Origin of the sequence: Streptomyces ortus (genome assembly GCF_026341275.1) — a bacterium.
GTDB lineage: Bacteria > Actinomycetota > Actinomycetes > Streptomycetales > Streptomycetaceae > Streptomyces > Streptomyces ortus.
In genome coordinates, this window is the sequence record NZ_JAIFZO010000002.1 from 7,437,838 (window position 1) to 7,461,965 (window position 24,128).

Annotated in this window: 26 protein-coding genes; 9 read left to right on the forward strand and 17 right to left on the reverse strand. The window is 72.4% G+C overall.

Annotated features, from left to right (window positions below):
• Window positions 1–19 precede the first annotated feature (19 nt).
• From K3769_RS35510 to K3769_RS35520, 3 genes are read right to left on the reverse strand one after another with little or no spacing between them, the layout of a single operon-like run.
• Complete coding sequence (locus K3769_RS35510; RefSeq protein WP_267030329.1) at window positions 20–1,078, reverse strand: Gfo/Idh/MocA family protein; 1,059 nt, start codon at window positions 1,076–1,078, stop codon at window positions 20–22.
• Window positions 1,075–2,079, reverse strand: a complete 1,005-nt coding sequence (locus K3769_RS35515; RefSeq protein ID WP_267030330.1) for a Gfo/Idh/MocA family protein — start codon at window positions 2,077–2,079, stop codon at window positions 1,075–1,077. Before K3769_RS35515 ends, K3769_RS35510 begins: the two co-directional genes overlap by 4 nt.
• 50 nt (window positions 2,080–2,129) lie before the next feature.
• Window positions 2,130–2,891, reverse strand: a complete 762-nt coding sequence (locus K3769_RS35520; protein ID WP_267030331.1) for an SDR family oxidoreductase — start codon at window positions 2,889–2,891, stop codon at window positions 2,130–2,132.
• A 141-nt stretch (window positions 2,892–3,032) separates the two neighbouring features.
• Here K3769_RS35520 and K3769_RS35525 point away from each other — a divergent pair, with 141 nt between their 5' ends.
• The 3 genes from K3769_RS35525 to K3769_RS35535 are packed head-to-tail and all read left to right on the forward strand — an operon-like array spanning window position 3,033 to window position 4,844.
• Window positions 3,033–4,109, forward strand: coding sequence for a LacI family DNA-binding transcriptional regulator (locus tag K3769_RS35525; protein ID WP_267030332.1), 1,077 nt, complete (start codon window positions 3,033–3,035; stop codon window positions 4,107–4,109).
• A 58-nt stretch (window positions 4,110–4,167) separates the two neighbouring features.
• On the forward strand, window positions 4,168–4,323 hold the full coding sequence (locus K3769_RS35530; protein WP_267030333.1) for a hypothetical protein: 156 nt from the start codon (window positions 4,168–4,170) through the stop codon (window positions 4,321–4,323).
• A gap of 32 nt (window positions 4,324–4,355) precedes the next feature.
• Window positions 4,356–4,844 carry a phosphatase domain-containing protein gene (locus K3769_RS35535; RefSeq protein WP_267030334.1) on the forward strand — a complete coding sequence of 163 codons (489 nt, stop codon included), beginning with the start codon at window positions 4,356–4,358 and terminating at the stop codon, window positions 4,842–4,844.
• An 88-nt stretch (window positions 4,845–4,932) separates the two neighbouring features.
• On the opposite strand, the gene K3769_RS35540 is transcribed toward K3769_RS35535, so the two are convergent.
• The 5 genes from K3769_RS35540 to egtA all read right to left on the reverse strand — a co-directional run bounded on the left by K3769_RS35540 (window position 4,933) and on the right by egtA (window position 9,733).
• Window positions 4,933–5,148 carry a dodecin gene (locus tag K3769_RS35540; RefSeq protein WP_107019416.1) on the reverse strand — a complete coding sequence of 72 codons (216 nt, stop codon included), beginning with the start codon at window positions 5,146–5,148 and terminating at the stop codon, window positions 4,933–4,935.
• Window positions 5,149–5,272: 124 nt separating this feature from the next.
• Complete coding sequence (gene egtD, locus K3769_RS35545) at window positions 5,273–6,235, reverse strand: L-histidine N(alpha)-methyltransferase (protein WP_267030335.1); 963 nt, start codon at window positions 6,233–6,235, stop codon at window positions 5,273–5,275.
• Entirely contained in the window at window positions 6,232–7,068 is an 837-nt protein-coding gene (gene egtC, locus K3769_RS35550) for an ergothioneine biosynthesis protein EgtC (RefSeq protein ID WP_267030336.1), read from the reverse strand. Before egtC ends, egtD begins: the two co-directional genes overlap by 4 nt.
• Window positions 7,068–8,414, reverse strand: a complete 1,347-nt coding sequence (gene egtB, locus K3769_RS35555; protein ID WP_267030337.1) for an ergothioneine biosynthesis protein EgtB — start codon at window positions 8,412–8,414, stop codon at window positions 7,068–7,070. The genes egtC and egtB overlap by 1 nt, the downstream gene beginning before the upstream one ends.
• A complete protein-coding gene (egtA, locus tag K3769_RS35560; RefSeq protein WP_267030338.1) occupies window positions 8,411–9,733 on the reverse strand; it encodes an ergothioneine biosynthesis glutamate--cysteine ligase EgtA in 1,323 nt (440 codons plus the stop codon). Before egtA ends, egtB begins: the two co-directional genes overlap by 4 nt.
• Window positions 9,734–9,989: 256 nt before the next feature.
• Here egtA and K3769_RS35565 point away from each other — a divergent pair, with 256 nt between their 5' ends.
• On the forward strand, window positions 9,990–10,826 hold the full coding sequence (locus K3769_RS35565) for a TIGR02452 family protein (RefSeq protein ID WP_267030339.1): 837 nt from the start codon (window positions 9,990–9,992) through the stop codon (window positions 10,824–10,826).
• Here K3769_RS35565 and K3769_RS35570 read toward each other — a convergent pair.
• The 4 genes from K3769_RS35570 to K3769_RS35585 form a co-directional block, all read right to left on the reverse strand.
• Window positions 10,811–11,257 (reverse strand): type II toxin-antitoxin system PemK/MazF family toxin, encoded by a 447-nt coding sequence (locus K3769_RS35570; protein ID WP_267030340.1) that lies wholly within the window; start codon window positions 11,255–11,257, stop codon window positions 10,811–10,813. The genes K3769_RS35565 and K3769_RS35570 overlap by 16 nt on opposite strands.
• A 226-nt stretch (window positions 11,258–11,483) precedes the next feature.
• Window positions 11,484–12,980: a flotillin family protein gene (locus K3769_RS35575; protein WP_267030341.1), complete on the reverse strand. Its 1,497-nt coding sequence runs from the start codon at window positions 12,978–12,980 to the stop codon at window positions 11,484–11,486.
• Between the two features lie 145 nt (window positions 12,981–13,125).
• On the reverse strand, window positions 13,126–13,344 hold the full coding sequence (locus K3769_RS35580) for an NfeD C-terminal domain-containing protein (RefSeq protein WP_267030342.1): 219 nt from the start codon (window positions 13,342–13,344) through the stop codon (window positions 13,126–13,128).
• A gap of 133 nt (window positions 13,345–13,477) precedes the next feature.
• A complete protein-coding gene (locus tag K3769_RS35585) occupies window positions 13,478–14,041 on the reverse strand; it encodes an NAD(P)H-dependent oxidoreductase (protein ID WP_267030343.1) in 564 nt (187 codons plus the stop codon).
• Window positions 14,042–14,159: 118 nt separating this feature from the next.
• Here K3769_RS35585 and K3769_RS35590 point away from each other — a divergent pair, with 118 nt between their 5' ends.
• On the forward strand, window positions 14,160–14,822 hold the full coding sequence (locus K3769_RS35590) for a TetR/AcrR family transcriptional regulator (protein ID WP_267030344.1): 663 nt from the start codon (window positions 14,160–14,162) through the stop codon (window positions 14,820–14,822).
• Window positions 14,823–14,978: 156 nt separating this feature from the next.
• A complete protein-coding gene (locus tag K3769_RS35595; RefSeq protein ID WP_372515104.1) occupies window positions 14,979–16,013 on the forward strand; it encodes a LacI family DNA-binding transcriptional regulator in 1,035 nt (344 codons plus the stop codon).
• Window positions 16,014–16,093: 80 nt separating this feature from the next.
• Here the strand turns inward: K3769_RS35595 and trxA are convergent, their stop codons facing one another.
• Window positions 16,094–16,480, reverse strand: coding sequence for a thioredoxin (gene trxA, locus K3769_RS35600; protein ID WP_267030346.1), 387 nt, complete (start codon window positions 16,478–16,480; stop codon window positions 16,094–16,096).
• Between the two features lie 122 nt (window positions 16,481–16,602).
• Here trxA and K3769_RS35605 point away from each other — a divergent pair, with 122 nt between their 5' ends.
• Window positions 16,603–18,039, forward strand: a complete 1,437-nt coding sequence (locus tag K3769_RS35605) for a dihydrolipoyl dehydrogenase family protein (RefSeq protein WP_267030347.1) — start codon at window positions 16,603–16,605, stop codon at window positions 18,037–18,039.
• 103 nt (window positions 18,040–18,142) lie between these two features.
• Here the strand turns inward: K3769_RS35605 and K3769_RS35610 are convergent, their stop codons facing one another.
• On the reverse strand, window positions 18,143–18,784 hold the full coding sequence (locus K3769_RS35610) for a peptide deformylase (RefSeq protein ID WP_267030348.1): 642 nt from the start codon (window positions 18,782–18,784) through the stop codon (window positions 18,143–18,145).
• A 176-nt stretch (window positions 18,785–18,960) separates the two neighbouring features.
• Here K3769_RS35610 and K3769_RS35615 point away from each other — a divergent pair, with 176 nt between their 5' ends.
• Window positions 18,961–20,373, forward strand: coding sequence for a PepSY-associated TM helix domain-containing protein (locus K3769_RS35615; protein ID WP_267030349.1), 1,413 nt, complete (start codon window positions 18,961–18,963; stop codon window positions 20,371–20,373).
• Window positions 20,374–20,427: 54 nt separating this feature from the next.
• On the opposite strand, the gene K3769_RS35620 is transcribed toward K3769_RS35615, so the two are convergent.
• Entirely contained in the window at window positions 20,428–20,775 is a 348-nt protein-coding gene (locus K3769_RS35620; protein ID WP_267030350.1) for a tetratricopeptide repeat protein, read from the reverse strand.
• Window positions 20,776–20,929: 154 nt separating this feature from the next.
• Here K3769_RS35620 and K3769_RS35625 point away from each other — a divergent pair, with 154 nt between their 5' ends.
• Window positions 20,930–21,895 (forward strand): pirin family protein, encoded by a 966-nt coding sequence (locus K3769_RS35625; RefSeq protein ID WP_267030351.1) that lies wholly within the window; start codon window positions 20,930–20,932, stop codon window positions 21,893–21,895.
• A gap of 20 nt (window positions 21,896–21,915) precedes the next feature.
• On the opposite strand, the gene K3769_RS35630 is transcribed toward K3769_RS35625, so the two are convergent.
• Window positions 21,916–23,130 carry a serine hydrolase domain-containing protein gene (locus K3769_RS35630; RefSeq protein WP_267030352.1) on the reverse strand — a complete coding sequence of 405 codons (1,215 nt, stop codon included), beginning with the start codon at window positions 23,128–23,130 and terminating at the stop codon, window positions 21,916–21,918.
• On the reverse strand, window positions 23,127–24,107 hold the full coding sequence (locus K3769_RS35635; RefSeq protein WP_267030353.1) for a glycoside hydrolase family 68 protein: 981 nt from the start codon (window positions 24,105–24,107) through the stop codon (window positions 23,127–23,129). Before K3769_RS35635 ends, K3769_RS35630 begins: the two co-directional genes overlap by 4 nt.
• Between the last annotated feature and the right edge of the window lie 21 nt (window positions 24,108–24,128).

Sequence of the window (24,128 nt, forward strand, 5' to 3'; positions counted from 1 at the left end):
AGCGCCGAAGCGGGACCGCTCAGGCCGGGGCCGGCAGGACCGTCCGCGGCCTGAGCGGGAGGCCGGCACTCCGGTAGCAGTCGTCGATGAGGCGCATCGTGGCGAGCGCGTCGTCGGCGTCCAGGCGCAGCGGCGCGCCCCTGCGCAGATGCGCCGCGAAGGCTTCGAGCTGATAGGTGTAAGAGGACCGGCGGCCGAGCATCTCCACGTGCTCGCCCGAGGCCGTGCGGACCCGGACCCGGTCGTCGAGGTGCGGCTGGACGAAGTTCACCGCCGTGGCCTCACCGTGCGAACCCACGATCCGGCAGCTCATCTCCCAGCCGTCGTGCGCCATGTGGCAGCGGGCACTGCCGGTGGCGCCGCCCGGGAACTCCAGGTCGGCGTCCAGCCATTCGTCGACCGCGGGCGCGCCCGCCCTCCCCAGGACTCCGTCCGCGGGTGCCCCCGCCCCGCCTCGCTCGCCGCCGCGTGCCCCGACGAGCCGGGGGGTGCCGCCCGCCCAGGGTGCGAGCATCCGCTGGGCGTGCAGGCTGTAGCAGCCCAGGTCCATCAGGGCGCCGCCCGCCAGCGGCAGCGACCAGCGCGGGTCGGTGTCCGGCGGCGCGGGCATGACCATCGTGGTCTCCACGTGCCGCAGTTCGCCCAGCTCCCCGCTCTCCAGCAGCTCGTGCAGGCGCCGGGTGACCGGGTGGAAGAGATAGTGGAAGCCCTCCATGAAGACCTTGCCCGCCTTCACGACGGCGTCCCGGACCTCGACGGCCTCCTCGGCGTTGCTCGCGGAGGGCTTCTCCGTGAGCACATGCTTGCCCGCGGCGAGCGCCGCGAGGTTCCAGGGCGCGTGCAGACCGTTGGCGAGAGGGTTGTAGACGACTTCGACCGCCGGGTCGTCGACGACGTCGGCGTACGAGTCCAGGACCCGTTCGACGTCGTGCTCGGCGGCGAAGGCCTCGGCGCGGGACCGGTCGCGGGCGGCCACCGCCACGAGGCGGTGGCCGGTCACCCGGGCCGGTCCGGCGATCGACAGCTCGGCGATGCGGGCCGCGCCCAGCACACCGATCCGCAGGGGTTCCTCCGTCATACCGTGCGCACCTCTTCCACTCGTACGGGCCGGTGCTCGCGCAGCGACAGCGTGCAGGCCTCGGCGATCCAGCTCGCTTCGAGGGCGTCGGCCACGGTGCACGGGGAGGGCCGGGAGCCCGCCACGACCTCGGTGAACGCGGTCAGTTCGGCGCGGTAGGCGGCGGCGAAGCGGTCCATGAAGAAGTGGTGCGGGGGACCGGCGGGGAAGGTGGCTCCCGGCTCGACCGACCGCAGCGGCAGCTTGTCCTCAAGACCCACGGCGATGCTGTCCAGCATACCGTGCACCTCCAGGCGGACGTCGTAACCCCGGGCGTTGTGACGGGAGTTGGAGATGACGCCGATCGTGCCGTCGTCGAAGGTGAGCAGCGCCGAGGCGGTGTCGACGTCGCCCGCCGCCGCGATGAAGTCAGCGCCCCGGTTGCCGCCGGTCGCGTACACCTCGACGACCTCGCGGCCGGTGACCCAGCGCACGATGTCGAAGTCGTGCACGCCGCAGTCGCGGAAGATGCCGCCGGAGACGGCCACGTACGCGGCGGGCGGCGGCGCGGGGTCCAGGGTGGTGGACCGCACGGTGTGCAGCGCGCCGAGTTCGCCGCTCACCACGGCCCGGCGCGCGGCGACACAGCCCGCGTCGAAGCGCCGGTTGTAGCCGATGTGCACCTCGACCCCGCCGGCCTCCACCGCGCGCAGCACTTCGAGGCTCTCCTCGACGCCGCGGGCCACCGGCTTCTCGCAGAAGACCGGGATGCCGGCCTTGACGGCGGCGAGGAGGAGTTCGGGGTGGGCGTCGGTCGCGGCGGCGATCACGACTCCGTCGACTCCGGCGGCGAACACCGCGTCGGGGGAGTCCACGGCCGTCGCCCCGAACCGCTCCGCCGCCGAGGAGGCCGCCGCGGCGACCGGGTCGGTGACGACGAGCGAGTCGACCGCTTCGAGTCCGGCCAGGGTCTCCGCGTGGAACGCGCCGATCCGGCCCAGCCCCATGATGCCAATACGCATGCGAATCTTGCTCCTTCAAACCCGGGGCCGCAGCCCGCGGGGTGGGTGGTTCAGTCGAGCCCGCCGAAGACGTTCTGGTCCCAGTCGATGACCGAGCCGGTCACCACACCGCTGCGGTCGGAGAGCAGGAGTACGACGAAGTCGGCGATCTCGTCGACCTGTCCGAGCCTGCCCATCGGCTGGGCGGCGGCGGCCTTCTCCAGCCAGTCGTCGCCCGCCCCGTGGAAGGCGCGCTGGGTGGCGTCCTCGCCCTCGGTGTCCGTCCAGCCGATGTTCAGGCCGTTGATCCGGATCCGGTCCCAGCGGTGCGCGTGCGCCGCGTTGCGGGTCAGCCCCGCCAGACCGGCCTTCGCCGTGGAGTACGGGGCCAGGTGCGGCGGGCCGCCGTGCGCGCAGTTCGAGCCGATGTTCACGATCGTGCCCGGCGCCTCGCGGGCCGTCATGTCGGCGACCGCGGCCTGCATCGCGAAGAACGGCGCCCGCAGGTTGATCGCCATGTGCGCGTCGAACAGCTCCGGCGTGGTGTCCAGGAGCGACCCGCGCGAGGTGAGCCCCGCCGCGTTGACCAGGCAGTCGATACGCCCGTACGCGTCCACGGTCCGGTCGACGCCGCCGCGGGCCTGCGCCGGGTCCGCCAGGTCGGCGCGTACGAAGCGGGCGCCGGTGTCCGCGGCGAGTTTCCCGCCGACCTCCGCCCGGCGTCCGGTGAAGACGACGGTCGCGCCCTCGCGCAGGGCCGCCCGGACGACCCCCGCGCCGACGCCCTGGCTGCCGCCGTTGACGAGGACGACCTTGTCCTCAAGAAGTCCCATGGATGCGTTGCTCTCCTTCGGCTCGGCCTCGGCGCGGGCTTCGGCTCCGGCGGCGCTTCTGCCAGTCTCGGGAACCGGAGCCCGTCATACAATCCGCAGAGACCCATCAAAAGTCCGTCATTCGCCCACGGGGGCCCCGCCGTGCGACATCCCTATCCGATCAGAGAGATCGCCCGTCAGGCCGGTCTGAGCGAAGCCACGGTCGACCGTGTCCTCAACGACCGCGGCGGTGTACGTGAGAGCACCGTCATGGAGGTGCGCCAGGCCATCAAGGATCTGGACCGCCAGCGGACCCAGGTACGCATCGGCGGCCGTACCTTCATGATCGACATCGTGATGCAGACGCCTGAGCGGTTCTCCACGGCCGTCCGCGACGCCCTGGAGGCGGAACTGCCGTCCCTGCACCCCGCCGTGGTGCGCTCGCGCTTCCACTTCCGGGAGACCTGTCCCGCCTCCGACCTGGTCGCCACCCTGGACAAGATCGCAAAGCGCGGCTCGCAGGGAGTGATCCTGAAGGCCCCCGACCTGCCGGAGATCGTCGCCGCCGTCAGCCGGCTGGTCGCGGCGGGCATCCCCGTCGTCACGCTGGTGAGCGACCTGCCCGGCAGCGCGCGCATGGCGTACGTGGGGATCGACAACCGGGCGGCGGGCGCCACCGCGGCCTATCTCATCGGCCAGTGGCTCGGCGACCGGCCCGGCAACGTGCTCGCCACGATCAGCCGGGGTTCCTTCAGGGGCGAGGAGGAGCGGGAGATGGGCTTCCGCAGTGCGATGCGCAGCGCGCAGCCCGGCCGGTCGCTGGTGGAGGTCACCGACAGCGACGGTCTGGACGCCACGCAGCGGGACCTCGTCCTGGACGCGCTCAAGCGGGACGAGGAGGTCATCGCCGTGTACTCGGCCGGGGGCGGCAACGCGGCGACCCTCGACGCGTTCCGCGTCCTCGGGCGGGAGTGCGCGGTGTTCATCGCCCACGACCTGGATCACGACAACACCGGATTCCTGCGCGAACGCCGGCTGTCCGCCGTGCTCCACCACGACCTGCGCCAGGACATGCGGCGCGCCTGCCAGACCATCATGCGCGCCCACAAGGCGCTGCCCGACGAGGGCCCCTTCCTGCCCTCGGCGATCCAGGTGGTCACGCCGTACAACATGCCGCCGGGCGTCCCTCTCACACCCTCCGCACCCTTCCACCCGGCCGGGGGCGCGTCCCAGCGGTAGCGGCGGGCCTTCCCTCAGGGGTGGCGGCAAAGCGACCCGCTGTCTGTATATGCAGACAGTGTCTCTAGTATGGAACGTCGAGTGCGCCTGGACGGGGCCGGCGACGGGGCCGGCGGTCGTACGGCGGCTGCCCGAGGCGCCGCTGCGGATCGCGATCGCGCTGGCCGGCTTCGGCCTCGCGTGGACCCTGTGGCGGGACGCGACCGCGTCCTGAACGGAGGCGGGCGGCGTTCTAGGGTGGCCGCCGTGACGAACAACAGCACGCCACTCGCCGTCTTCGACCTCGACGGCACGCTCGCCGACACCGCGCACCGGCAGCGGTACCTGGAGCGGAAGCCGCGCGACTGGGACGCCTTCTTCGCCGCGGCGAAGCACGATCCGCCGCTGGCCGAGGGCGTGGCACTGGCCCTGGAACACGCCGAGGAGTGCGAGGTCCTCTACCTGACCGGGCGGCCCGAGCGCTGCCGCGAGGACACGGTGGCCTGGATCGCCGCCCAGGGCCTGCCCGAGGGCCGCGTGCGGATGCGGCGCGACGACGACCGCAGGCCCGCCCGGCGCACCAAGCTGCAGATCCTGCGCGAGCTGGCCCGCGACCGCGAGATCAGGGTGCTCGTGGACGACGACGAGCTGGTGTGCGCGGACGCCGAACGGGCCGGGTTCCGCGTCGTACGGGCCCGCTGGGCCGCCGCGTCGGCGGCGCTGAGGGACGCGCAGGAACGGCAGGGCCGCACCTGACGGGCGAAGCCGGACGGCAGCGGCCCCTCCCGAACGCGTCGGGAGGGGCCGGCGCACGTGCTGGTCACGGGCCTGCCAGGGGCGGCCGTCAGGCCGAGTCCTCCAGGCGGAAGCCGACCTTCAGGCCGACCTGGTAGTGCTTGACCTGCCCGTTCTCGATCTGCCCGCGCACCTGCGTCACCTCGAACCAGTCGAGGTTGCGCAGGGTCTGCGAGGCCCGGGAGACGCCGTTGCGGATCGCCTGGTCGATGCCCTCGTGCGAGGTTCCGACGATCTCGGTGACCCGGTAGGTGTGGTCGGACATGCGGGTGCTCCTCTCCGCCGTGGCCCATGTGCCACGGGTCGTTCCACGGTGCCCCAGGAGACGGGGGACCGCGAGATGGGAGCCCGGTGGACACGTGTTCCGGCGGGCTCCGGACCGGTGCGGCTCACCGGACCGTGCTCAGCGACAGCGCGAACCTCCCCTCGGCGTCCGTCCACCAGTGGGTGAGTTCGAGTCCGGTCGCGGCCAGTTCCGCGCGTACGCCCGCCTCGCGGAACTTCGCCGACACCTCGGTGCGCATCTCCTCGCCCTCGGCGAACTCCACCGCGATGTCGAGCGCCGGGATCTTCACGGTCACGGCCTTCAGGGCGCGCAGCCGCATCTCGATCCACTCCTCCTCGGCGTTCCAGCGGGCGACATGGGCGAACCCGTCGGGATCGAAGTCCGCGCCCAGCTCGCGGTTGACGACGCTCAGCACGTTCTTGTTGAACGCGGCCGTCACCCCCGCCGCGTCGTCGTAGGCGCTGACGAGCACCGACTCCTCCTTCACCAGGTCGGTGCCGAGGAGCAGGGCGTCGCCGGGCGACAGCAGGGACCGTACGGACGCCAGGAACGAGGCGCGTTCGGCGGGCAGCAGATTGCCGAGCGTGCCGCCCAGGAACGCGACGAGCCGCGGGCCGGGCGTCCCGGGCAGCGTGAGACCGGCGGTGAAGTCGGCTATCAGGGCGTGCACGTCGAGCGAGGGGCGTTCGGCGGCCAGCGCCTCACCGGCCTGCGTGAGCGCGCTCCCGCTCACGTCCACCGGCACGTACGTGTGCAGCGCGGGCAGCGCGTCGAGCAGGTGCCGGGTCTTCTCCGACGAGCCCGAGCCCAGCTCGACGAGAGTGCGCGCGCCGGTCGCCGCGGCGATATCGGGCGCCCGGGCGGCGAGGATCTCCCGCTCGGCGCGCGTGGGGTAGTACTCGGGCAGCGCGGTGATCTCCTCGAAGAGCTCGCTGCCCACCGCGTCGTAGAACCACTTGGGCGGGAGCGTCTTCGGAGCGCGGGTCAGACCGTGCAGGACGTCGGCCCGCAGGGCGGCGTCCGTGGCGTCCTCGGGCAGCGTGCGGGTGACCAGGAACGGACTCACGTACGGGGCTCCTTGCTCGGAACGGATGCGCTCGGAACGGATGCGCTCGGTACGGACGTGTCGGGTGCGGGTGCCATGGGTGCGTCGATGTCCTTGAGCGGGGTGAGCAGCACGTCCGTGCGGCTCGCCGCGAGCAGCGTGCGGTCCGGCACCTCCCGCCAGTGCGGATCGTCGTCGTACGGCTCGGACGCCACGACGGTGCGCCGGCCGGGTTCGGTCAGATACCAGAGCGTGTCGCCCCAGGCGGTCGCGGCGATCACCTCGCCGTTGGTGAGCAGCAGGTTGAGGCGGGAGCCGGGGGCCGCCGCCGCCACGTCGAGAACCGTGTCGGCGAGGGCCTGCCCCTCCTCGTCCCCGCCGCGCAGCCGGTTCAGGACCAGCGCCCAGACGAGTGCCGAGTCGCAGCGCGCCTCCATCGACAGCAGGTCCTCGGCGGGCAGCGTCCGGGCCAGTGGGGCCAGCGAACGCGGCCAGCCGGCGATCGCCCCGTTGTGGCTGAACAGCCAGGTGCCCGCGGCGAACGGCGCCGCCGCGGCCTCCCCGTCCGCCCCCGCCAGGGTCGCGTCCCGCACCGCCGCGAGCAGCGCGCCGGAGCGCACCACCCGAGACAGGTCGGCGAACGACCGGTCGCCCCAGATCGGCCCGGTGCGCCGGTAGCGGCCGGGCACCGGATCGCCCTCGGCGTACCAGCCGACGCCGAACCCGTCGGCGTTGACCGTCCCGTGCCGCTGGCGCCGGGGCGCCCACGACTGGCGGTACAGGCCGTGGGCCGGGTCCACGAGGAGCCGGCCCAGCGGCTCCTCGGGCCCCAGGTATGCCAGGTGACGGCACATCAGGCGCTGTCCGGACGGGCGTCCCGGGCGGTACGGAACCCGGAGAAGATCTGCCGCCTGACCGGATAGTCCCAGTTGCGGAACGTCCCCCGGCACGCCACCGCGTCCACGGCGAACGAGCCGCCGCGCAGCACCTTGTGCTCCGACCCGAAGAACACCTCCGAGTACTCCCTGTACGGGAAGGCGTGGAAGCCCGGATAGGGGAGCAGATCGCTGGACGTCCACTCCCACACGTCACCGATCAACTGTCGTACGCCGAGGGGCGACTGGCCCTCCGGATAGCTGCCGGCCGGCGCCGGGCGCAGATGGCGCTGGCCGAGGTTGGCGTGCTCGGGCGTGGGGTCGGCGTCGCCCCACGGATAACGCGTGGAGCGGCCCGTCTCCGGGTCGTGCCGGGCCGCCTTCTCCCATTCGGCCTCGCTGGGCAGGCGCCGCCCCGCCCAGCGCGCGTACGCGTCGGCCTCGTACCAGCTGACGTGCAGAACGGGCTCGTCGGCCGGTACGACCTCGGTGGCGCCGAAGCGCTGCCGCAGCCACTGCCCGCCGTCGCGGCGCCAGAACAGCGGCGCCTCGATGGAGTGTTCCCGGATGTGGGCCCAGCCCTCGGGCGCCCACCAGCGCGGGTCGGTGTAGCCGCCGTCCGCGATGAACGCCTGGTACGCCTCGTTCGTCACCGGGGTGGTGTCGATGAAGAACGGCGGCACCAGACGTGCGTGCGCCGGCCGTTCGTTGTCCAGCGCCCACGGCTCGGTGGACGTGCCCATCGTGAACGGGCCACCCGGCACCAGCACTTCGGACGGTCCGGTGAACGCGGGTACGGGCATCGGGTCCGGGGCCGTCAACGCCACCGGCCCCTTGCGGAGCTGATGGGTGATCAGCATGGTCTCGTCGTGCTGCTGTTCGTGCTGGGCGATCATGCCGAAGGCGAACCCGGCCTCGGTCAGCCGGGCGCCCGTACCCTCGAAGGCGGTGCTCTCCAGGATGTCGAGCGCCCGGCCGCGTACCTCGGCCGCGTAGGTGCGGGCCTCGGCGGGCGGCAGCAGCGGAAGCGAGGGCCGCTCGGCGCGCGGGTGCTCGAACGCGTCGTACAGGCCGTCGATGTCGGGCCGCAGCGCGTCACGGCCGCCGACCGTCCGCAGCAGCCACAGCTCCTCCTGGTTGCCGATGTGCGCGAGGTCCCACACCAGCGGGGACATCAACGGCGAGTGCTGCGCGGTCAGTTCGGGGTCCTCGACACAGGAGGTCAGCAGCGCCGTGCGCTCGCGGGCCGTGAGCAGCGCCGCCAGCGCACGCTTCCTGAGCGTCTCCGGGTCGTCGAACGTGGTGCCGTTACCGGGGTCGGTCATGGGCGGAAGTCCTTCCCGCTGAGCAGGTGTTCTGTGCTGTTCTCTGTGCCGTGTGCTGTGCCGTGTTCCGTGCCGAGCAGGTCGTCGGCGGGGCACCGGCCCCGGGCGACGTAGCGCTCGGTGAACTCCGCGACCGCCCGCTGCACCTCGGTGCTCGCCCCGATCCTGGGCAGCGCTTCGGCGGCTGCCGCGAAACAGGTCACCGCCGCCTCCCGCAGCTCGGGATCGGCCAGGCCCGAGCGGGCGGCGGTCGTCCACAGCGGGTTGGTCGGAGCGGGCAGCGAGCCGGTCCGTTCGGCGAGCGGTTTCACCGTCCGGTAGGCGGTCTCGGCGGCTTCCGGGTCGTCGAACAGCGCCGCCGTCACGGCCAGCGGCACGATCCAGCCGTCGTCGCCCGGCTGCGCGTCGATCATGCGCAGCTCCAGGTGCCCGCGCGGACGCACCGGCGGGAACAGGGTCGTCTGGTGGTAGTCCAGGTCTTCCCGGCCCGGTGGTGCGTCGGACCGGGTCCACTCCCGGAAACTCAGCCCCTCCGGTACGTCCCAGGGACCGCTGGGCGCGCGGACGCACATCACCGGAGCGTCCAGGACGTGCCGTGCCCAGGCGGCCCGCGGGTCGCCGTCGAGCGGCGGAGCACCGGTGCGGCCCGGATCCATGGCGGCCCACAGGGACTGCCGGGTGGAGCGCCAGCCCGTGGGTCGGCCCCGGGCCATCGGGGAGTTGGCGAACGCGCCCACCAGGACCGCGCCCAGTTGGTGGGCCAGCCACCAGCGGCGCCCGAGACCGAGCGGTCCCGGTTCCTCGTACCCGGCGTCCAGGCAGACCTGCACGGAGGCGGAGGAACACATCATGGCGCGGCCTTCCGGGCCGGCACGGTCGAGGCAGATCTCCATGGCGTCGTACCGCGGCTCATGGAGGAAGCGGGTGGGTTCGTGCCACGGGTCCTGGCCCAGTCCACAGAGGGCGAGACCCGCCTCGCGCAGTACCGCGCGTACGGCGTCGAGGTCGGCGGATACGGCTGCGATGCACTCCGTCAGGGAGGCGGCGGGTGCGGAGCTGAGTTCCAGCTGTCCGCCCGGTTCGACGGTGACCGTCGAACTCAGGGGCAGGGCCCGCACTGCGGCGTAGGCCGCTTCGCGACGTTCTGGTGGTACGGGGAGCCGCGGGGAGCGCGGCTCGTGGACGAGCCATTCGAGTTCCACACCGAGGAAGCGGGGCGGTCCGGTCTTGAAGCATATGCCGCGGACCAGTGCCTCCACTTCGGCCTCGGTGACGGTGGAGCGCCGGGGCTCCGTACAGTCACTCACCGAATCGGACATGTCGGGATCCTCCTGAGATTCCATCCATGCCGTCGGGCCGGCTTCGGATGGGCCGGCCCGACAGACGCTCGTCCCACCCAAGACCCTTGAGGCGATTCGCACAAGGGTGCGTATCACCGCTTTTGGGTGCGTGAAACTCTGTTGCGGCGCCCTACCAGGATCGCTCACCATGCGTTCATGAGCACGACGGGGGATGCGACGGGGGTAACAGGGGGATCGCGCGGGGCGCGAGCACGGCGCCTACAGGGGTGGCGCCATGAGCGCACGGCTGCGCGCGATCGCACGGCACACGGAGGAGATCGTCGCGGCGGGTTCGTACCGCGCGTCCGGTGGGCGTGAGGTGTCGATCGCCGCGGCGGTGGCCGCCGCCCGCGCGGGCACCCGCATGTACGGACCGGAGCCGCTGCGGACCGCGCGTGCCACCGGTCGTGCCGCCGTCGCGGACACGTTCTTCGAGGTCACGGGCGAGAGCAGCCTGGCGGCGGCCCGCCGACTGACCGGTCCGGCCGCGGTGCTGAACTTCTCCTCGGCACGCAATCCCGGCGGGGGCTGTCTGAACGGCGCCCAGGCCCAGGAGGAGGCCCTGTGCCGGGCCTCCGCGCTCTACACGTGCGTGGTGGAGGTCCGCGCGTTCTACGACCACCACCGGACCCACCACGACGCCTTCTACACCGACCGGGTGATCCACTCACCGGCCGTCCCGGTCTTCCGCGACGACCGGGGAACGCTCCTCGACGAGCCGTTCACCGCCGGATTCCTCACGGCCGCCGCCCCCAACGCGGGAGTGATCAGACGCACCATGCCGGAGCGCGTGGCCGAGCTGCCGCGCGCCCTCGCCTCCCGCGCCGAGCGGGTGCTGGAGACGGCCGAGGCGCACGGCTACCGCCGGCTGGTGCTGGGCGCGTGGGGCTGCGGAGTCTTCCGGAACGACCCGGCGCGGGTGGCGAGCACCTTCGCCACGCTCCTCGGGGACGGCGGACGCTTCGCCGGCACCTTCGAGCACGTGGTGTTCGGCGTCCTCGACCGTACGAGGGGAGCCGTGGTGCGGGGCGCCTTCGAGCAGGCGTTCAGGTCCGTTCAGCGCCAGCTGTAGCGCTCCCGCAGCCGGTGCACCACCAGGTTGAACCGCATCCGGTCCAGCGCGCACGCCTCCCGGCGCATCCCCTTCTCGTGCAGCCGCAGCACCCGGTCCACGGCCACCCACGAGTCGCGCCCCGACCGGTCCCAGGGCCCGCTGCCGATCGGCACCCACTCCCGGTCGCCGTGGTGCCCCTTGCTCGACAACCGCACGGCGAGGAACGTGTCGGCGCCCTCGCGGGCGACCACCAGTACGGGCCGGTCCTTGCCGCGCCCGTCGTTCTCCTCATAGGGCACCCACGTCCACACGATCTCGCCCGGGTCCGGGTCGCCGTCGTGCGCGGGGGAGTACTCGGTCCGCACGACCCCGACCCGCCGCGGATCGGCCTCGACGGTGGCGGAGGGCCCGAATCGCCCAGGAACATCACGCTCGGCAGAAGCAGTCACACCGAACGTTAACCCGCCCCGCTCGCGCACTTTCAGGCGAGGGGTTCAGGGGCGCGGGGAACGGCGCAACTGCTGTTTTTGGGGGCGCGGGGAACGGCGCAACTCCTGTTTTTGGGGGCGCGGGGAACGGCGCACTCCGGCGCCAGCGGACCCGCACCCTTGCCTCAAGGGGCGCGGGGAAGGGCGCACCCCTGCGCCAGCCGCCCGCACCCCCCAACTCCCCTCCCTACGACTCCCCGTCCAGGGGCACCCTCTTGGAGGAACTGCCCGCACCCCCCGAGGTGGCCCCGTTCACGGGCGAACCCCCACCCTTCACCCGCCCGTCCGCGTTCATGGACGCGAGCAACTGCCGGGCAAGCCCGAGCCCGGTCCCACCCATGGTCAGCGCCTTGGTGAACATGTCCGACATCCCCTCGGCCCCGTTCAGCAGCACCATGTGCTCGACGTTCCCGAAGGCCCCCGCGCCCGCCTTCACGATCTCCGGCCAGTTCTCCGCGAGTTGCTGCGCGACCACGGCCTCCTGGTTCTCGGCCAGTGCGGCGGCCCGCGCCGCGATGGCCGCCGCCTCCGCGAGCCCCTTCGCCCGCGTGGACTCGGCGATCGCGATCCCCCTGGCCTGCGCGGCGGCGGCCTCCGCCTCACCCGTGGCCCTGGTCGCCGTAGCGGCGGCGGCGCCCCGCGCCTTCGTCGCCTCGGCCTCGGCGCTCGCGGCCGTCGTGACCCGCGTCGCCTCCGCCGCGGCGGCCAGCTCCGTCTCCTTCGCCTTGGCCTGCGCCGCGGAGATCCGCACATCGCGCTCCGCCTCGGCCAGCGTGCGCTTCTCGTACGCCTTCGCATCCGCGGGCTTGCGGACGTCCGCCTGGAGCTGCTGCTCGCGCCGGTGCGCCTTCAGTTCGGCGACACGCGTCTCCTGGACCACGACCTCCTGGCGGGCCTGCGCCTCGGCGAGCGGTCCGGCCTGCCGCGACGTGGCCGCGGCGTTGTCGCGCTCCGCCTGGTACCCGGCCTGCAGGATCTCGCTGTCCCGGGTCGCCTCCGCCATCCGCGCGGCGGCCTGCTGTTCGGCCTCGGTGGCCAGCCGGTTGGCCTCGGCCTGCGCGATCCGGGCGTCCCGCTGGACGGCCGCCGCGTGCGGCATGGCCAGGTTCTTGATGTACCCGGTCGGGTCCTCGATCTCGTGGATCTGCAGCGAGTCGACGATCAGCCCCAGCTTCTCCATCTCCGTACCGCACGCGGCCCGGGTCTGCCCGGTGAGCTTGTCGCGGTCGCGGATCATGTCCTCGACGGTCAACCCGCCGACGATGGACCGCAGATGACCGGCGAACACGTTGTGCACCCGCTCCGACATCAGCTTCTGCTGGTCCAGGAAGCGGCGCCCCGCGTTGGCGATCGACACGAAGTCGTCGCCCACCTTGAAGATGACGACGCCCCGCACCTTGAGCGGGATGCCCTGGTGGGTCACGCAGTCCACGGACAGTTCGGTCTCGTTGAGGTCGAGCGAGAGTTTGCGCACCGCCTGGACGCCCGGCAGCACGAGCGTGCCCCGTCCGGTGACGATCCGGAAGCCCATGCCCTCCTCAAGGCCCTCCATGCGATGCTTCGAACCGGAGATGATCAGCGCTTCGTTGGGCTCCGCGACCCGCCACATGAGCTTGAAGACCACGACGATGAATACGAGCGCGAGGACCGCTGCCCCCGCCACGACGCCGACGATCATCGGCATTCGCCCCCTGTTGCCTGGTGCCCTGTCGGCACCGAACGAAGGGAGTGTGCGCCCGCGCGGACCCGTGGGTACAGAGCCCGACGCGGCCTTGGGACACCTTTGATACGTACTACACGCTCACATGGTCAAAGCGTCCGCGCGGGCTTCAACTGCCGTACGCGGGCGACACGTACACCGTGCGCGGCGGCAGGTACTCCACCACCATGACCACCGTGCCCGACTCGATACGGTCCTTCGAGGAAGCGGCGTACGCGAGGAAGTGCTCGGCGCCGCCGCGCACCCGGACGATCACCTCGCCGACGAGACCGGGCCCCACCGTGCCGGTGACCCGCCCCATGAGCCCCACCATCGACGCGTCGTCCATGCCGCCAAGCCTACGTGCCCACGGACCATGGACCGGGGTGCGGACCGAACTCCGTCCCGGCACCGCGTACCGCGAACGACGTGTGACGCGCGGCGATGGCCACGCGTCACCAGGAGCCGTGCGGGTGTGCCGGTCAGGCGGCGACGGGCGCGGTGGCCTCGCCGTGGATCCGGCCGATGACCTCGGTCAGCTGGGCGGCGACCTCGGCGTCGTCGGAGGGGTGCGTCTCGGCGAAGCGGACGACCGAGCCCGCGATGGAGAGCTTGATGTCCTCGAGGACCTTGGCGCCGGCGATACCGGCGGCCTTGCGGGCCTCGTCCTGCGCCCAGACGCCGCCGTACTGGCCGTAGGCGGTGCCGACCACGGCCAGGGGCTTGTCCTTGAGGGCACTCGCACCGAACGGGCGGGACAGCCAGTCGATGGCGTTCTTCAGGACGGCCGGGATGGTGCCGTTGTACTCGGGCGAGAAGAGCAGGATGGCGTCGGCGCCGCCCGCGGCCTCGCGCAACCGGGCGGCGGCGGCCGGGACGTCGCCCTCGACGTCGATGTCCTCGTTGTAGAAGGGGATGTCGGCCAGGCCCTCGAACAGGTCGACCTCCGCGCCCTCGGGCGCGAGCTTGACGGCGGCCTCGGCGAGCTGGCGGTTGTGCGAGCCGGCGCGAAGGCTGCCGACGAGCGCGAGGATACGAACAGTCATGGGGGGCTCCAAGGACGATGAAACATTGCCGTTACGATCCGGACCGGGGTCCGTTTAAAGTTCTACCAGTCAAACGGACCGCGGTCCAGTTTTCTTCCCCCGGCGTTACGCTGTCTTCATGTCCGCCTCCTTGCCGCCCCTCCCCAAGTCTCAGGAGTCCCTCGACGAGCCCGTTCTGCTGGAGCTCACCTCCGGCGAGGATGAGCCCTGCCTGCGTGCCGACGCGGCCCGCAACCGCGCCCGGCTGCTGGAGGCGGCCACCCGCCTGGTCGCGGAGCACGGCGCGGCCGGCGTCACGATGGAGGCGGTGGCCGTGGCAGCCGAGGTCGGCAAGGGAACCGTCTTCCGCCGCTTCGGCGACCGCACCGGCCTGCTCATGGCGCTCCTGGACCACTCCGCCAAGCAGCTCCAGGCCGCCTTCCTCAGCGGACCGCCCCCGCTGGGCCCCGGCGCGCCGCCGGTCGAACGGCTGAGAGCGTTCGGGGGTGCCGTCCTGCGCCAGTCGGCCGAGCAGCTGGATCTGCAGCTGGCCGCCCAGCCGGAACCGGCCCGCCGCTTCTCGTTCCCGCCCCAGCGGTTCCTGACCGGCCACGTCACCCTGCTGCTGCGGCAGGCGGCGCCGGACGCCGACTGCGCCCTCCTCGCCCAGACGCTGATGGGGTACCTGGACCCCGCGCTGATCCACCACCTGACCAAGGAGTGCGGGATGCCGCTGGAGCGCCTGGAAGCGGGCTGGAACGACCTGGTCGCACGCGTGACGCGTACGGAGCCGAATACCTGACCCGTACCGAACCGAACAGGTGACCCGTACCGCGCCGCACCCCTGACGCGTACCGCGTCGCACTCCCGACGCGCCGGAACTGCCCTGAGCGGAAAGCGACTTGGGTCGCCCCCGGCCCCGGGCCCGCGCGGGGCTTCTGCAAGGATGCCGTACCTCATGGTGCAGATACCGAAGACATCCGCCCCTCCGCAGCCCGCGCAGCGCTCCGTGCCGACGAGTGCCGACGTGGCCCGTCTGGCGGGCGTGTCACGCGCGACCGTCTCCTACGTCCTGAACAACACCAGCGCCGTACGGATCAGCGAGCCCACCCGCCGCCGTGTCCACCGGGCGGCCGAGGAACTCGGGTACGTGCCGCACGCCGCGGCCCGCAGTCTGCGCGCCGGGCACAGCCGCATGGTCCTGATGCCCGCGCCGGACGTGCCCGTGGGCCCGCTCTACAGCCAGTTCTTCAACGAACTCCAGTGGGCGCTCAGCCGCCTCGAATACACCGTCGTGCAGTACGGGGGACTGCGCCTGCGGGGTGACGAGGCGGCCCGCGCGTGGGCCGAGCTGCGGCCGGTCGCCGTACTGGCGCCCGGCGGGGGCCTCGGGCCGCGCGGCGTGTCCGTGCTGAAGCGTTCCGGCGCCCGGGCCGTGGTCACCATCGGTCCCGAACGCGTCGAGGGCGCCCACGCGCTCCTCATGGACCACCAGGAGGTCGGCCGCAGCGTCGGCGTGCACCTGCTGGCCCGGGGCTACCGCCGCGTCGGGGTGCTGGTGCCCGAGGACCGAGGTCTGGAGATCTTCTCCAGACCCCGCCTCGAAGGCGTACGGCAGGCCCTGGCCGGTACGGACGCCACGCTGACCGAGGTGCCGCTCGCCTTCGACGAGAAGGCCGCGGCCGATCTCGCGGGGCGCTGGCGCTCCCTCGGCCTGGACGCCGTCTTCGCGTACAACGACGAGTTCGCGATGCTGCTGATGCGCGCGCTGCAGGACGAGGGGATCGGCATACCCGGCGAGACGGCCGTCGTCGGCGCGGACGACCTGATGCTGGGACGGCTCCTGCGACCGCGGCTGAGCACGGTCCACCTCCGGCTGCCGTCCGGGCGAGAGCTGGCCGAACTGGTCGACCGTGCGGTACGGGAGCCCGCGGGGGAGCCGGAGGCGCATGCGGTGCTGGGGGCGGAGGTCGTCCACCGCGAGTCGAGCTGACGGCGGACGGACGGACGGGCGGTCGTACGGGCGCCGGCCCGCCCGGGGCGTTCTGCCCCGGGCGGGCCGGCGTGTCGCCGTTACTCGGCCTGCTGTCCCTGCTGCGCCTGCTGTTCCGCGACCGACTTGCGGACCTCGTCCATGTCGAGCTTGCGGGCCTGGCCGATGACGTCCTCCAGGGCGGCCTCGGGCAGCGCACCCGGCTGGGCGAAGATCGCCACCTGATCGCGGATGATCATCAGCGTCGGGATCGACTGGATGTCGAAGGCCGCCGCCAGTTCCGGCTGCGCCTCCGTGTCCACCTTGGCGAACACCAGGTCGGAATTGGCCTCCGCCGCCTTCTCGTAGACCGGGGCGAACTGCCGGCACGGGCCGCACCAGGACGCCCAGAAGTCGATCAGGACGAATTCGTTGTCCGTGACCGTCTGGTCGAAGTTCTCCTTGGTGAGCTCCACGGTGCTGGTCATGGCGTTGATTCCCTCTTCCCGGGGTCGGTGCGTGGCCGTCCTGCACAACGGCACCGACCGGCGCCGTATTCCGCGCGCCTACCCGTGTGGCCACGGCCCACACCAACCACCAGACTGACCCCATGACGGAAACGGAAACCAACGTGTACGACGTCGTGGTGCTAGGGGCCGGACCCGTGGGGGAGAACGTCGCCGACCGCGCCCGCGCGGCAGGCCTCTCCGCCGCGATCGTGGAGAGCGAACTGGTCGGCGGCGAGTGCTCGTACTGGGCCTGTATGCCCAGCAAGGCCCTGCTGCGCCCGGCGATCGCCCGCGCGGACGCCCGCAAGGTGCCCGGCCTGAGCCAGGCCGTGCAAGGCCCTCTCGACGCCTCGGCGGTCCTCGCCCACCGCGACTACTACACCTCGAACTGGAAGGACGACGGCCAGGTCCAGTGGCTGGAGGGCGTCGGAGTCGACCTCTACCGGGGACACGGCCGGCTCGACGGGCCGCGCCGGGTCACGGTCGAGGGCCCCGACGGGGAACGGCACGTCCTGACGGCCCGGCATGCCGTGGCCGTCAGCACCGGCACCCGGGCCGTACTGCCGGACCTGCCGGGGATCGCCGAGGTCAAGCCCTGGACCAGCCGCGAGGCCACCAGTGCTCAGGCCGTCCCGGGCCGCCTCGTCGTCGTCGGCGGCGGAGTCGTCGGCGTGGAGATGGCCACCGCCTGGCAGGCCCTCGGCTCCCAGGTCACGCTCCTCGTCCGCGGCAAGGGCCTGCTGCCCCGCATGGAGCCCTTCGCCGGCGAGCTGATCGCCGAGGCGCTCGGCGAGGCGGGCGCGGACGTGCGCACCGGCGCCTCCGTCGAGTCGGTGACACGGGAGGGCGGCACGGTCGTCGTCACCACCTCCACGGGCGACCGCATCGAGGCCGACGAGATCCTCTTCGCCACCGGACGCGCCCCTCGCACCGACGACGTCGGCCTGGAGACGGTCGGCCTCACCCCCGGTTCCTGGCTGGAGGTCGACGACAGCCTCCGGGTCACCGGCACGGACTGGCTGTACGGGGTCGGTGACGTCAACCACCGCGCCCTGCTCACCCACCAGGGCAAGTACCAGGCCCGGATCGCGGGCGCCGCCATCGCCGCGCGGGCGGCCGGCGTGCCGCTCCTGGAGACCGACACCTGGGGCGCGCACTCCGCGACCGCCGACCTCGCCGCCGTCCCCCAGGTCGTCTTCACCGACCCGGAGGCGGGCTCCGTGGGCCTCTCCCTCGCCGAGGCCGAGCAGGCGGGCCACCGCGTCAGGGCGGTCGACGTCGACCTCTCCACGGTCGCAGGCGCCGGCCTGTACGCCGACGGCTACCGCGGCCGGGCCCGGATGATCGTCGACCTGGACAGCGAGACCCTGCGCGGCGTCACCTTCGTCGGCCCCGGCGTCGGCGAGCTGGTCCACTCCGCCACGATCGCGGTCGTCGGAGAGGTCCCGGTGAACCGGCTGTGGCACGCGGTCCCGTCCTACCCGACGGTCAGCGAGGTGTGGCTGCGGCTGCTGGAGGCGTACCGCGACAGCAAGTAACCCCTGGCCAGACCTAGTTGGCCATTAGGGGTTCCTGGTGGTCCCCAGATTCCCTAGTGGTCCCTAGTGGTCCCTAGTGGTCCCTAGTGGTCCCTAGTGGTCCCTAGAGGTCGAAGCCCAGCCCCTTCGCCGCCTGCGACGGAGTCGGCTGGGCCCACCACCGCGCCATCGCCTCGTTGGAGGACAGCGAGCGCGGTTCGGCGCGGTCGAGGTAGAGCGTGCCGTCGAGGTGGTCCGTCTCGTGCTGGACGATCCGGGCCGGCCAGCCCGTGAACTCCTCGTCCACCGCCCCGCCGTGCTCGTCCCGCGCCAGGAGCCGTACCCGGGCGGGCCTCGCCACCACCGCCTGCCAGCCCGGCACACTCAGACAGCCCTCGAAGAACGCGGCACGTTCGGTGCCCACGGGCTCGTACACCGGGTTGACCAGGACCCGGAAGGGCAGCGGCACCCGGCCGCGTACCTCGCGGATCTCGTCCGGGACGGGCGCCGGGTCCTCGATCACCGCGATCCGCAACGGGATGCCCACCTGGGGCGCGGCCAGCCCGACCCCCGGGGCCGCGTGCATGGTGTCGCGCAGGGCGGCGACGAAGCGGGCCAGGAGTGCGGGATCCAGCTGGCCGTCGAACGGCTCGGCCGCACCGCGCAGTACGGGGTCACCGGCGGCGACGATCGGCAACGGGCCCGTACGGGAGAGGAGTTCCTCCACGCGGTCGCGCAGGGGCGTGAGGTCACTGGATGATGCCATCGCGCCAGCATGCCAAGCGGAATCCCGGCGTGCGAGGCGGCTCCCCGGCGCACGAACAGGTGTGTGACCCACGCCACAGAAATCTCCGGGAACTCGACGGGCCCGCCCACCGACTACTGCACCGCAACGGCCGAGTACGGCCCCGTCGTCCCCTGCCCGACCGGAGAAGCCAGCCGATGTCCATCGCTCCCGCGCCCGAGACGGACGAGTCCCCGCCGTCCACCACCCCCGACCCGCCCAGACGCGGCGGCTGGGCGCCACTGCGCCCGCTGGTGCTGCGGCTGCACTTCTACGCCGGAGTGCTCGTCGCCCCGTTCCTGCTGGTCGCCGCCACGACCGGATTCCTCTACGCGGCGTCGTTCCAGGCCGAGAGGATCCTCTACTCGCACGAGATGACCGTCCCGGTCGGCGACGGGAAACTGCCGATCTCCGAGCAGGTCGCCGCCGCCCGCAAGGCCCACCCGGAGGGAACGGTCTCCGCGGTACGCCCCTCGCCCGAGGACGACGCGACGACCAGGGTGATGCTGTCCGGCGTCTCCGGCATCGGTGAGACCCACACCCTCGCGGTGTTCGTCGACCCGTACACCGCCGAGGTGCGCGGCGCGCTCGAACAGTACGGGTCCACCGGCGCCCTGCCGCTGCGCACCTGGATCGACGAGTTCCACGCGAATCTGAAGCTCGGTGACGACGGCCGCCTCTACAGCGAACTCGCCGCCAGCTGGCTGTGGGTGATCGCCGGCGGCGGCCTCGTCCTCTGGTTCGGCCGCCGTCGTACGCAGCGGAGGATACGCGGCACCAGCGGGCGCCGGCGCACCCTCGGTCTGCACGGTTCGGTCGGCGTCTGGGCCGCGGTCGGCTTCATCTTCCTCTCGGCGACGGGTCTGACCTGGTCGACGTACGCCGGAGCGAACATCGACGAACTGCGCACCTCGCTGCGCCAGGCGACCCCGTCGGTGTCGGCCGCCGTCGGGGGCGAACACGCCGGCCACGGCTCGGGGTCGGCCGAGGGCGGCGTCGAGCACGGCGTCGGCCTCGACAAGGTGCTGGCCGCCGCGCGGGCGAAGGGCCTGGGCGACCCGGTGGAGATCGTGCCGCCCGCGGACGCCGAGTCGGCCTACAAGGTCAGCCAGGTGCAGCGCAGTTGGCCCACCAAGCAGGACGCGGTCGCGGTCGACCCGGCGACCGGCGAGGTGACCGACACCGTACGGTTCGCCGACTACCCGGTGCTGGCGAAGCTCACCCGCTGGGGGATCGACGCGCACACCGGCGTCCTCTTCGGCATCGTCAACCAGTTGGTGCTGATGGCCCTCGCCCTCAGCCTCATCCTGCTGATCCTGTGGGGCTACCGCATGTGGTGGCAGCGGGGCCGAGCCTCGGCCTTCGGCCGGCCCGTCCCGCGCGGCGCCTGGCAGCAGGTGCCCGCGCACATCCTCGTCCCATTGATGGCGGGCATCGCCGTCCTCGGGTACTTCGTGCCCCTCCTCGGCATCTCGCTGGCCGCCTTCATCGCGGTGGACGTGATCCTGGGCGAGATCGCCTACCGGCGGGGCAGACGCACGTACGGCACCCCGAAGGGGACCGCCACGTAGCGAGGGCCCCCGGGCCGCCGTTGGCAGCCCGGGGGCCCTCCGTTCACCCTCCGCTCACAGGGAGTCGAAATCTCCCGCGAGCGCCGAGGCGAGCCGCAGGTGCGGCCCGGCCTCGTCGTCGCGGCCCTGGCGCTGGAGCGTCCGGCCGAGCATGAGCCGGGCGTAGTGCTCCACGGGGTCACGCTCGACGAGGACGCGCAGCTCGGCCTCCGCCCGGCTCAGCTGCGCCGAGTGGTAGTACGCCCGGGCCAGCAGCAGGCGGGGACCCGTCTCCTGCGGCACCTCCTCGACCAGACTGTCGAGAACGCGCGCCGAGGCGGCGTAGTCCTTGGCGTCGAAGAACATCCGGGCGCGCTCCCAGCGCTCCGCGGTCGTCCCGTGGTCGTAGTAGGTCGTGTCCACGTCCGTGACCTCCTCTGTTTCCTTCGACGGGCAGAACCGACGGGGTTGGTTGAATATTCCACGACCTATTCGTGGCCGGTCCGGGGCTCGTACGCGTCCTGCCCGGCGGTGGACGGCATGACGGGCGGTCCTCCACGGGGCTAGGTTGTGGGCCATGAGCAATCTTGATCGCGAGGCCGTTCCCGCCCTGTGCGGCGGCCGGGGTTTCGTGGCGGCGGAGCCGGTACGTGAACTCCTCAGCCCCCGCCGGGTCAAGCTCGGCGAGTCCAGCGAGGTCCGGCGGCTGCTGCCCAACCTGGGCCGGCGCATGGTGGGCGCCTGGTGCTTCGTCGATCACTACGGTCCCGACGACATCGCCGAAGAGCCCGGGATGCAGGTTCCGCCGCATCCGCACATGGGCCTGCAGACCGTCAGCTGGCTGCACGAGGGCGAGGTGCTGCACCGCGACTCCACGGGCAGCCTGCAGACGATCCGCCCGCGTGAACTGGGCCTGATGACCTCCGGGCGGGCCATCAGCCACTCCGAGGAGAGCCCCAAGTCCCACGCCCGCTTCCTGCACGGCGCGCAGTTGTGGGTGGCGCTGCCCGACAGCGACCGGCACACCGACCCGCGTTTCGAACACCACGGCGGGCTGCCCGTCGTCACGGCACCCGGCCTCCAGGCCACGGTCATCCTGGGCGGAGTCGACGGCGCCGCCTCGCCCGGCACGACGTACACGCCGATCGTGGGCGCCGATCTGGCCCTCGCCCGGGGCGCGGACGTACGCCTGCCGCTGGAGCCGGACTTCGAGTACGCCGTGCTGTCCATGTCGGGGGAGGCCCACGTGGACGGCGTACCGCTGCTGCCCGGCTCCATGCTCTACCTCGGCTGCGGCCGCACCGAACTGCCCCTGCGGGCCGAGTCGGACGCCGGCCTGATGCTCCTGGGCGGCGAGCCGTTCGAGGAGGAGCTGGTCATGTGGTGGAACTTCATCGGACGGTCCCACCAGGACATCGCACAGGCCCGTTCGGACTGGATGGAGAGCTCGCGCTTCGGCGAGGTGAAGGGTTACGACGGCGGCCCACTCGCGGCGCCGGACCTGCCGCCCGGACCGCTGAAGGCGCGGGGACGGGTGCGCTGAGCGGCGCGGTCGTCGTCCGCCTACCGGCGCCTGTCCTCAAGGTCCTCATGGTCCCCATGGGCCGCTTGGCGGAGGATGCGGCGGAGTTCGTCCACGATCGCGGTGGCGCGGTGGTCGGCACCCGCTTCCATGAGGTTGGTCAGAAACGCGAATCCGACCTGGTGCGTCGCGTCGGCGAAGGCGACCTGTCCGCCCGCCCCGTCGTGCCCGAAGGAGGCGGGGCCTACGAACTCGCGTGCCAGGGAGGGGAGTTGGAATCCCATGCCCCAGCGCGGGAAGGGGGGTTGTCCGCCGAAGAGCGGGGTGCCCTCGGTCTGCGGCCGGATGGCGTCGGTGACCGTACCGACGTCCAGCAGTCGTACTCCGTCGGTCTCCACCACGGTGGACGACCAGATCGAGGCCAGTGCGCGGGCTGACGCGATGCCGCCCGCTCCCGGCACCTCCGCCGCCTGGACGCGGGGGTCGTTGAAGCCGCCTGTGGCGTCGACGAGTTCCGGCGGGAAGGCGTGGCCGAGGGTCATGGCACGCTCGGCCCAGTCGACTTCGCCGGCCACGCGTGCCGCCGCCTGTTGCGCGACGAGTGCGGTGAGGCTGGATCCGGCCCGCATGTGGGCGACCCGGTGCGCGGCTTCGGGGGGCAGGCCGATCCACGCGTCGGCCCGCAGCGGGGCGGCGACGAGTTCGTCGAAGTACTGGCCGACCGTCTTGCCGGTGACGCGGCGGATGACCTCACCGACGAGCCAGCCATGGGTCAGGGCGTGGTACGCGTGGCCCTGGCCGGCGGCCCACAGGGGGCGTTGGGCTGCCAGGCGGCCTGTGACGGTGTCCCAGTCGATGACGTCCTCGACGTTCAGGAGGTCGCGGGGCGCCGGAAGTCCTGACCGGTGGGCGAGGAGATCGGCGACCGTGATCCCTCCCTTGCCCTCGGCGGCGAACTCGGGCCAGTAGGCGGCGACGGGGGCCCGGTGGTCGAGTAGGCCGTCCTGCACGAGGCGCGCGGCGAGGATCGAGACGAGGCCCTTGGTGCAGGAGAAGATGACGCTCGTGGTGTCCTTCGTCCACGGCGTGCCGTCGCGCGGGTCGGCGGTTCCGCCCCACAGATCGACGACAGTCTCACCGCCCGCCCGGACACAGAGCGCCGCGCCCATGGCGTCGTGGCCGGTGAAGGCCGCGGAGAAGACATCGGCGAGGGACGCGAAGTCCGGGGTGGTGGTGCCCTCGATGCGGATGCTCATGTCTGGGTGCCTTCGCTCTGCAGGGCCAGCGGGACGATGCCGTGCCGCTCCGCCGACCAGGCCACGGGGAGGGGGTCGGAAATCGAGCCCGCGAAGCCGTCCTCGGTGGTGGAGTTGTCGAAGGCGAGCAGCACGCTCCGGCCGGTCCGGTCTTCGACGAGGCGCCCGCTGTAGCGGGACTCCTCGATGACCAGCGTGGCGTCCTCGACCGGATAGGGGCCGAGGGCCGTGGGGGCCGGAACGCTCCAGACGCCTCCGACCTGGCCGGCTTCACGCCGTGCGGCGGACAGCCGTGGGGTGTCGCAGGACAGCAGCAGTACGCGGTGGCCGTCGACGGTGGCGATCTGGGGGACTTCCAGGTGGGCGAAGCCGGCGCCGACCCGGCTGAGGGGCGGGCGGACGGTCCACACCTGAAGATCGGGTGATGTCGCGTGCCCGATCACGCCCCGGTCGTCGATGGCCCCGTGGTCGGCCCGGGCCGTGAGGAGCATGTGCCAGCCGTCCCCGGCCGGATCCGGGAACACCCAGGGATCGCGCCAGGCCTCCTCGGGCCAGCTCGAACTCCCCAGTTTCTCGTACCAGCGGCCGTCCGCCTCGGCGACCGGTCCGGGCTGCTTCGTCCAGGTGTGCAGGTCCGGGGAGGTGGCGACACCGATGGTTTCGATGTTGGCGCCGGAGTCGAGGAAGCGGGTCCCGGTGTAGAACATCCGCCAGCCGCCGTCGGGTCCGCGCAGCACGCTGCCCGTCCAGGTGGCGGTCTCGTCGAAGGCCCCGGGTTCTCCGGCGGTGAAGACCGGTCCGTGGTCCTGCCAGTCGATCAGGTCGACGGAGGTGGCGTGCCCGATCCGGGCGTGGCGGTGCCGCAGCTCCGGATCCCCCAGGCTCTTGGGGGCGTGGAGGTAGAACAGGTGGAAGGTGTCGCCGTCATCGGCGAACCAGAAGTCCCACACCCAGGCGTGGTCGAGCTGAAATGTCATGCAGACGTCCTTGTGGTGGGT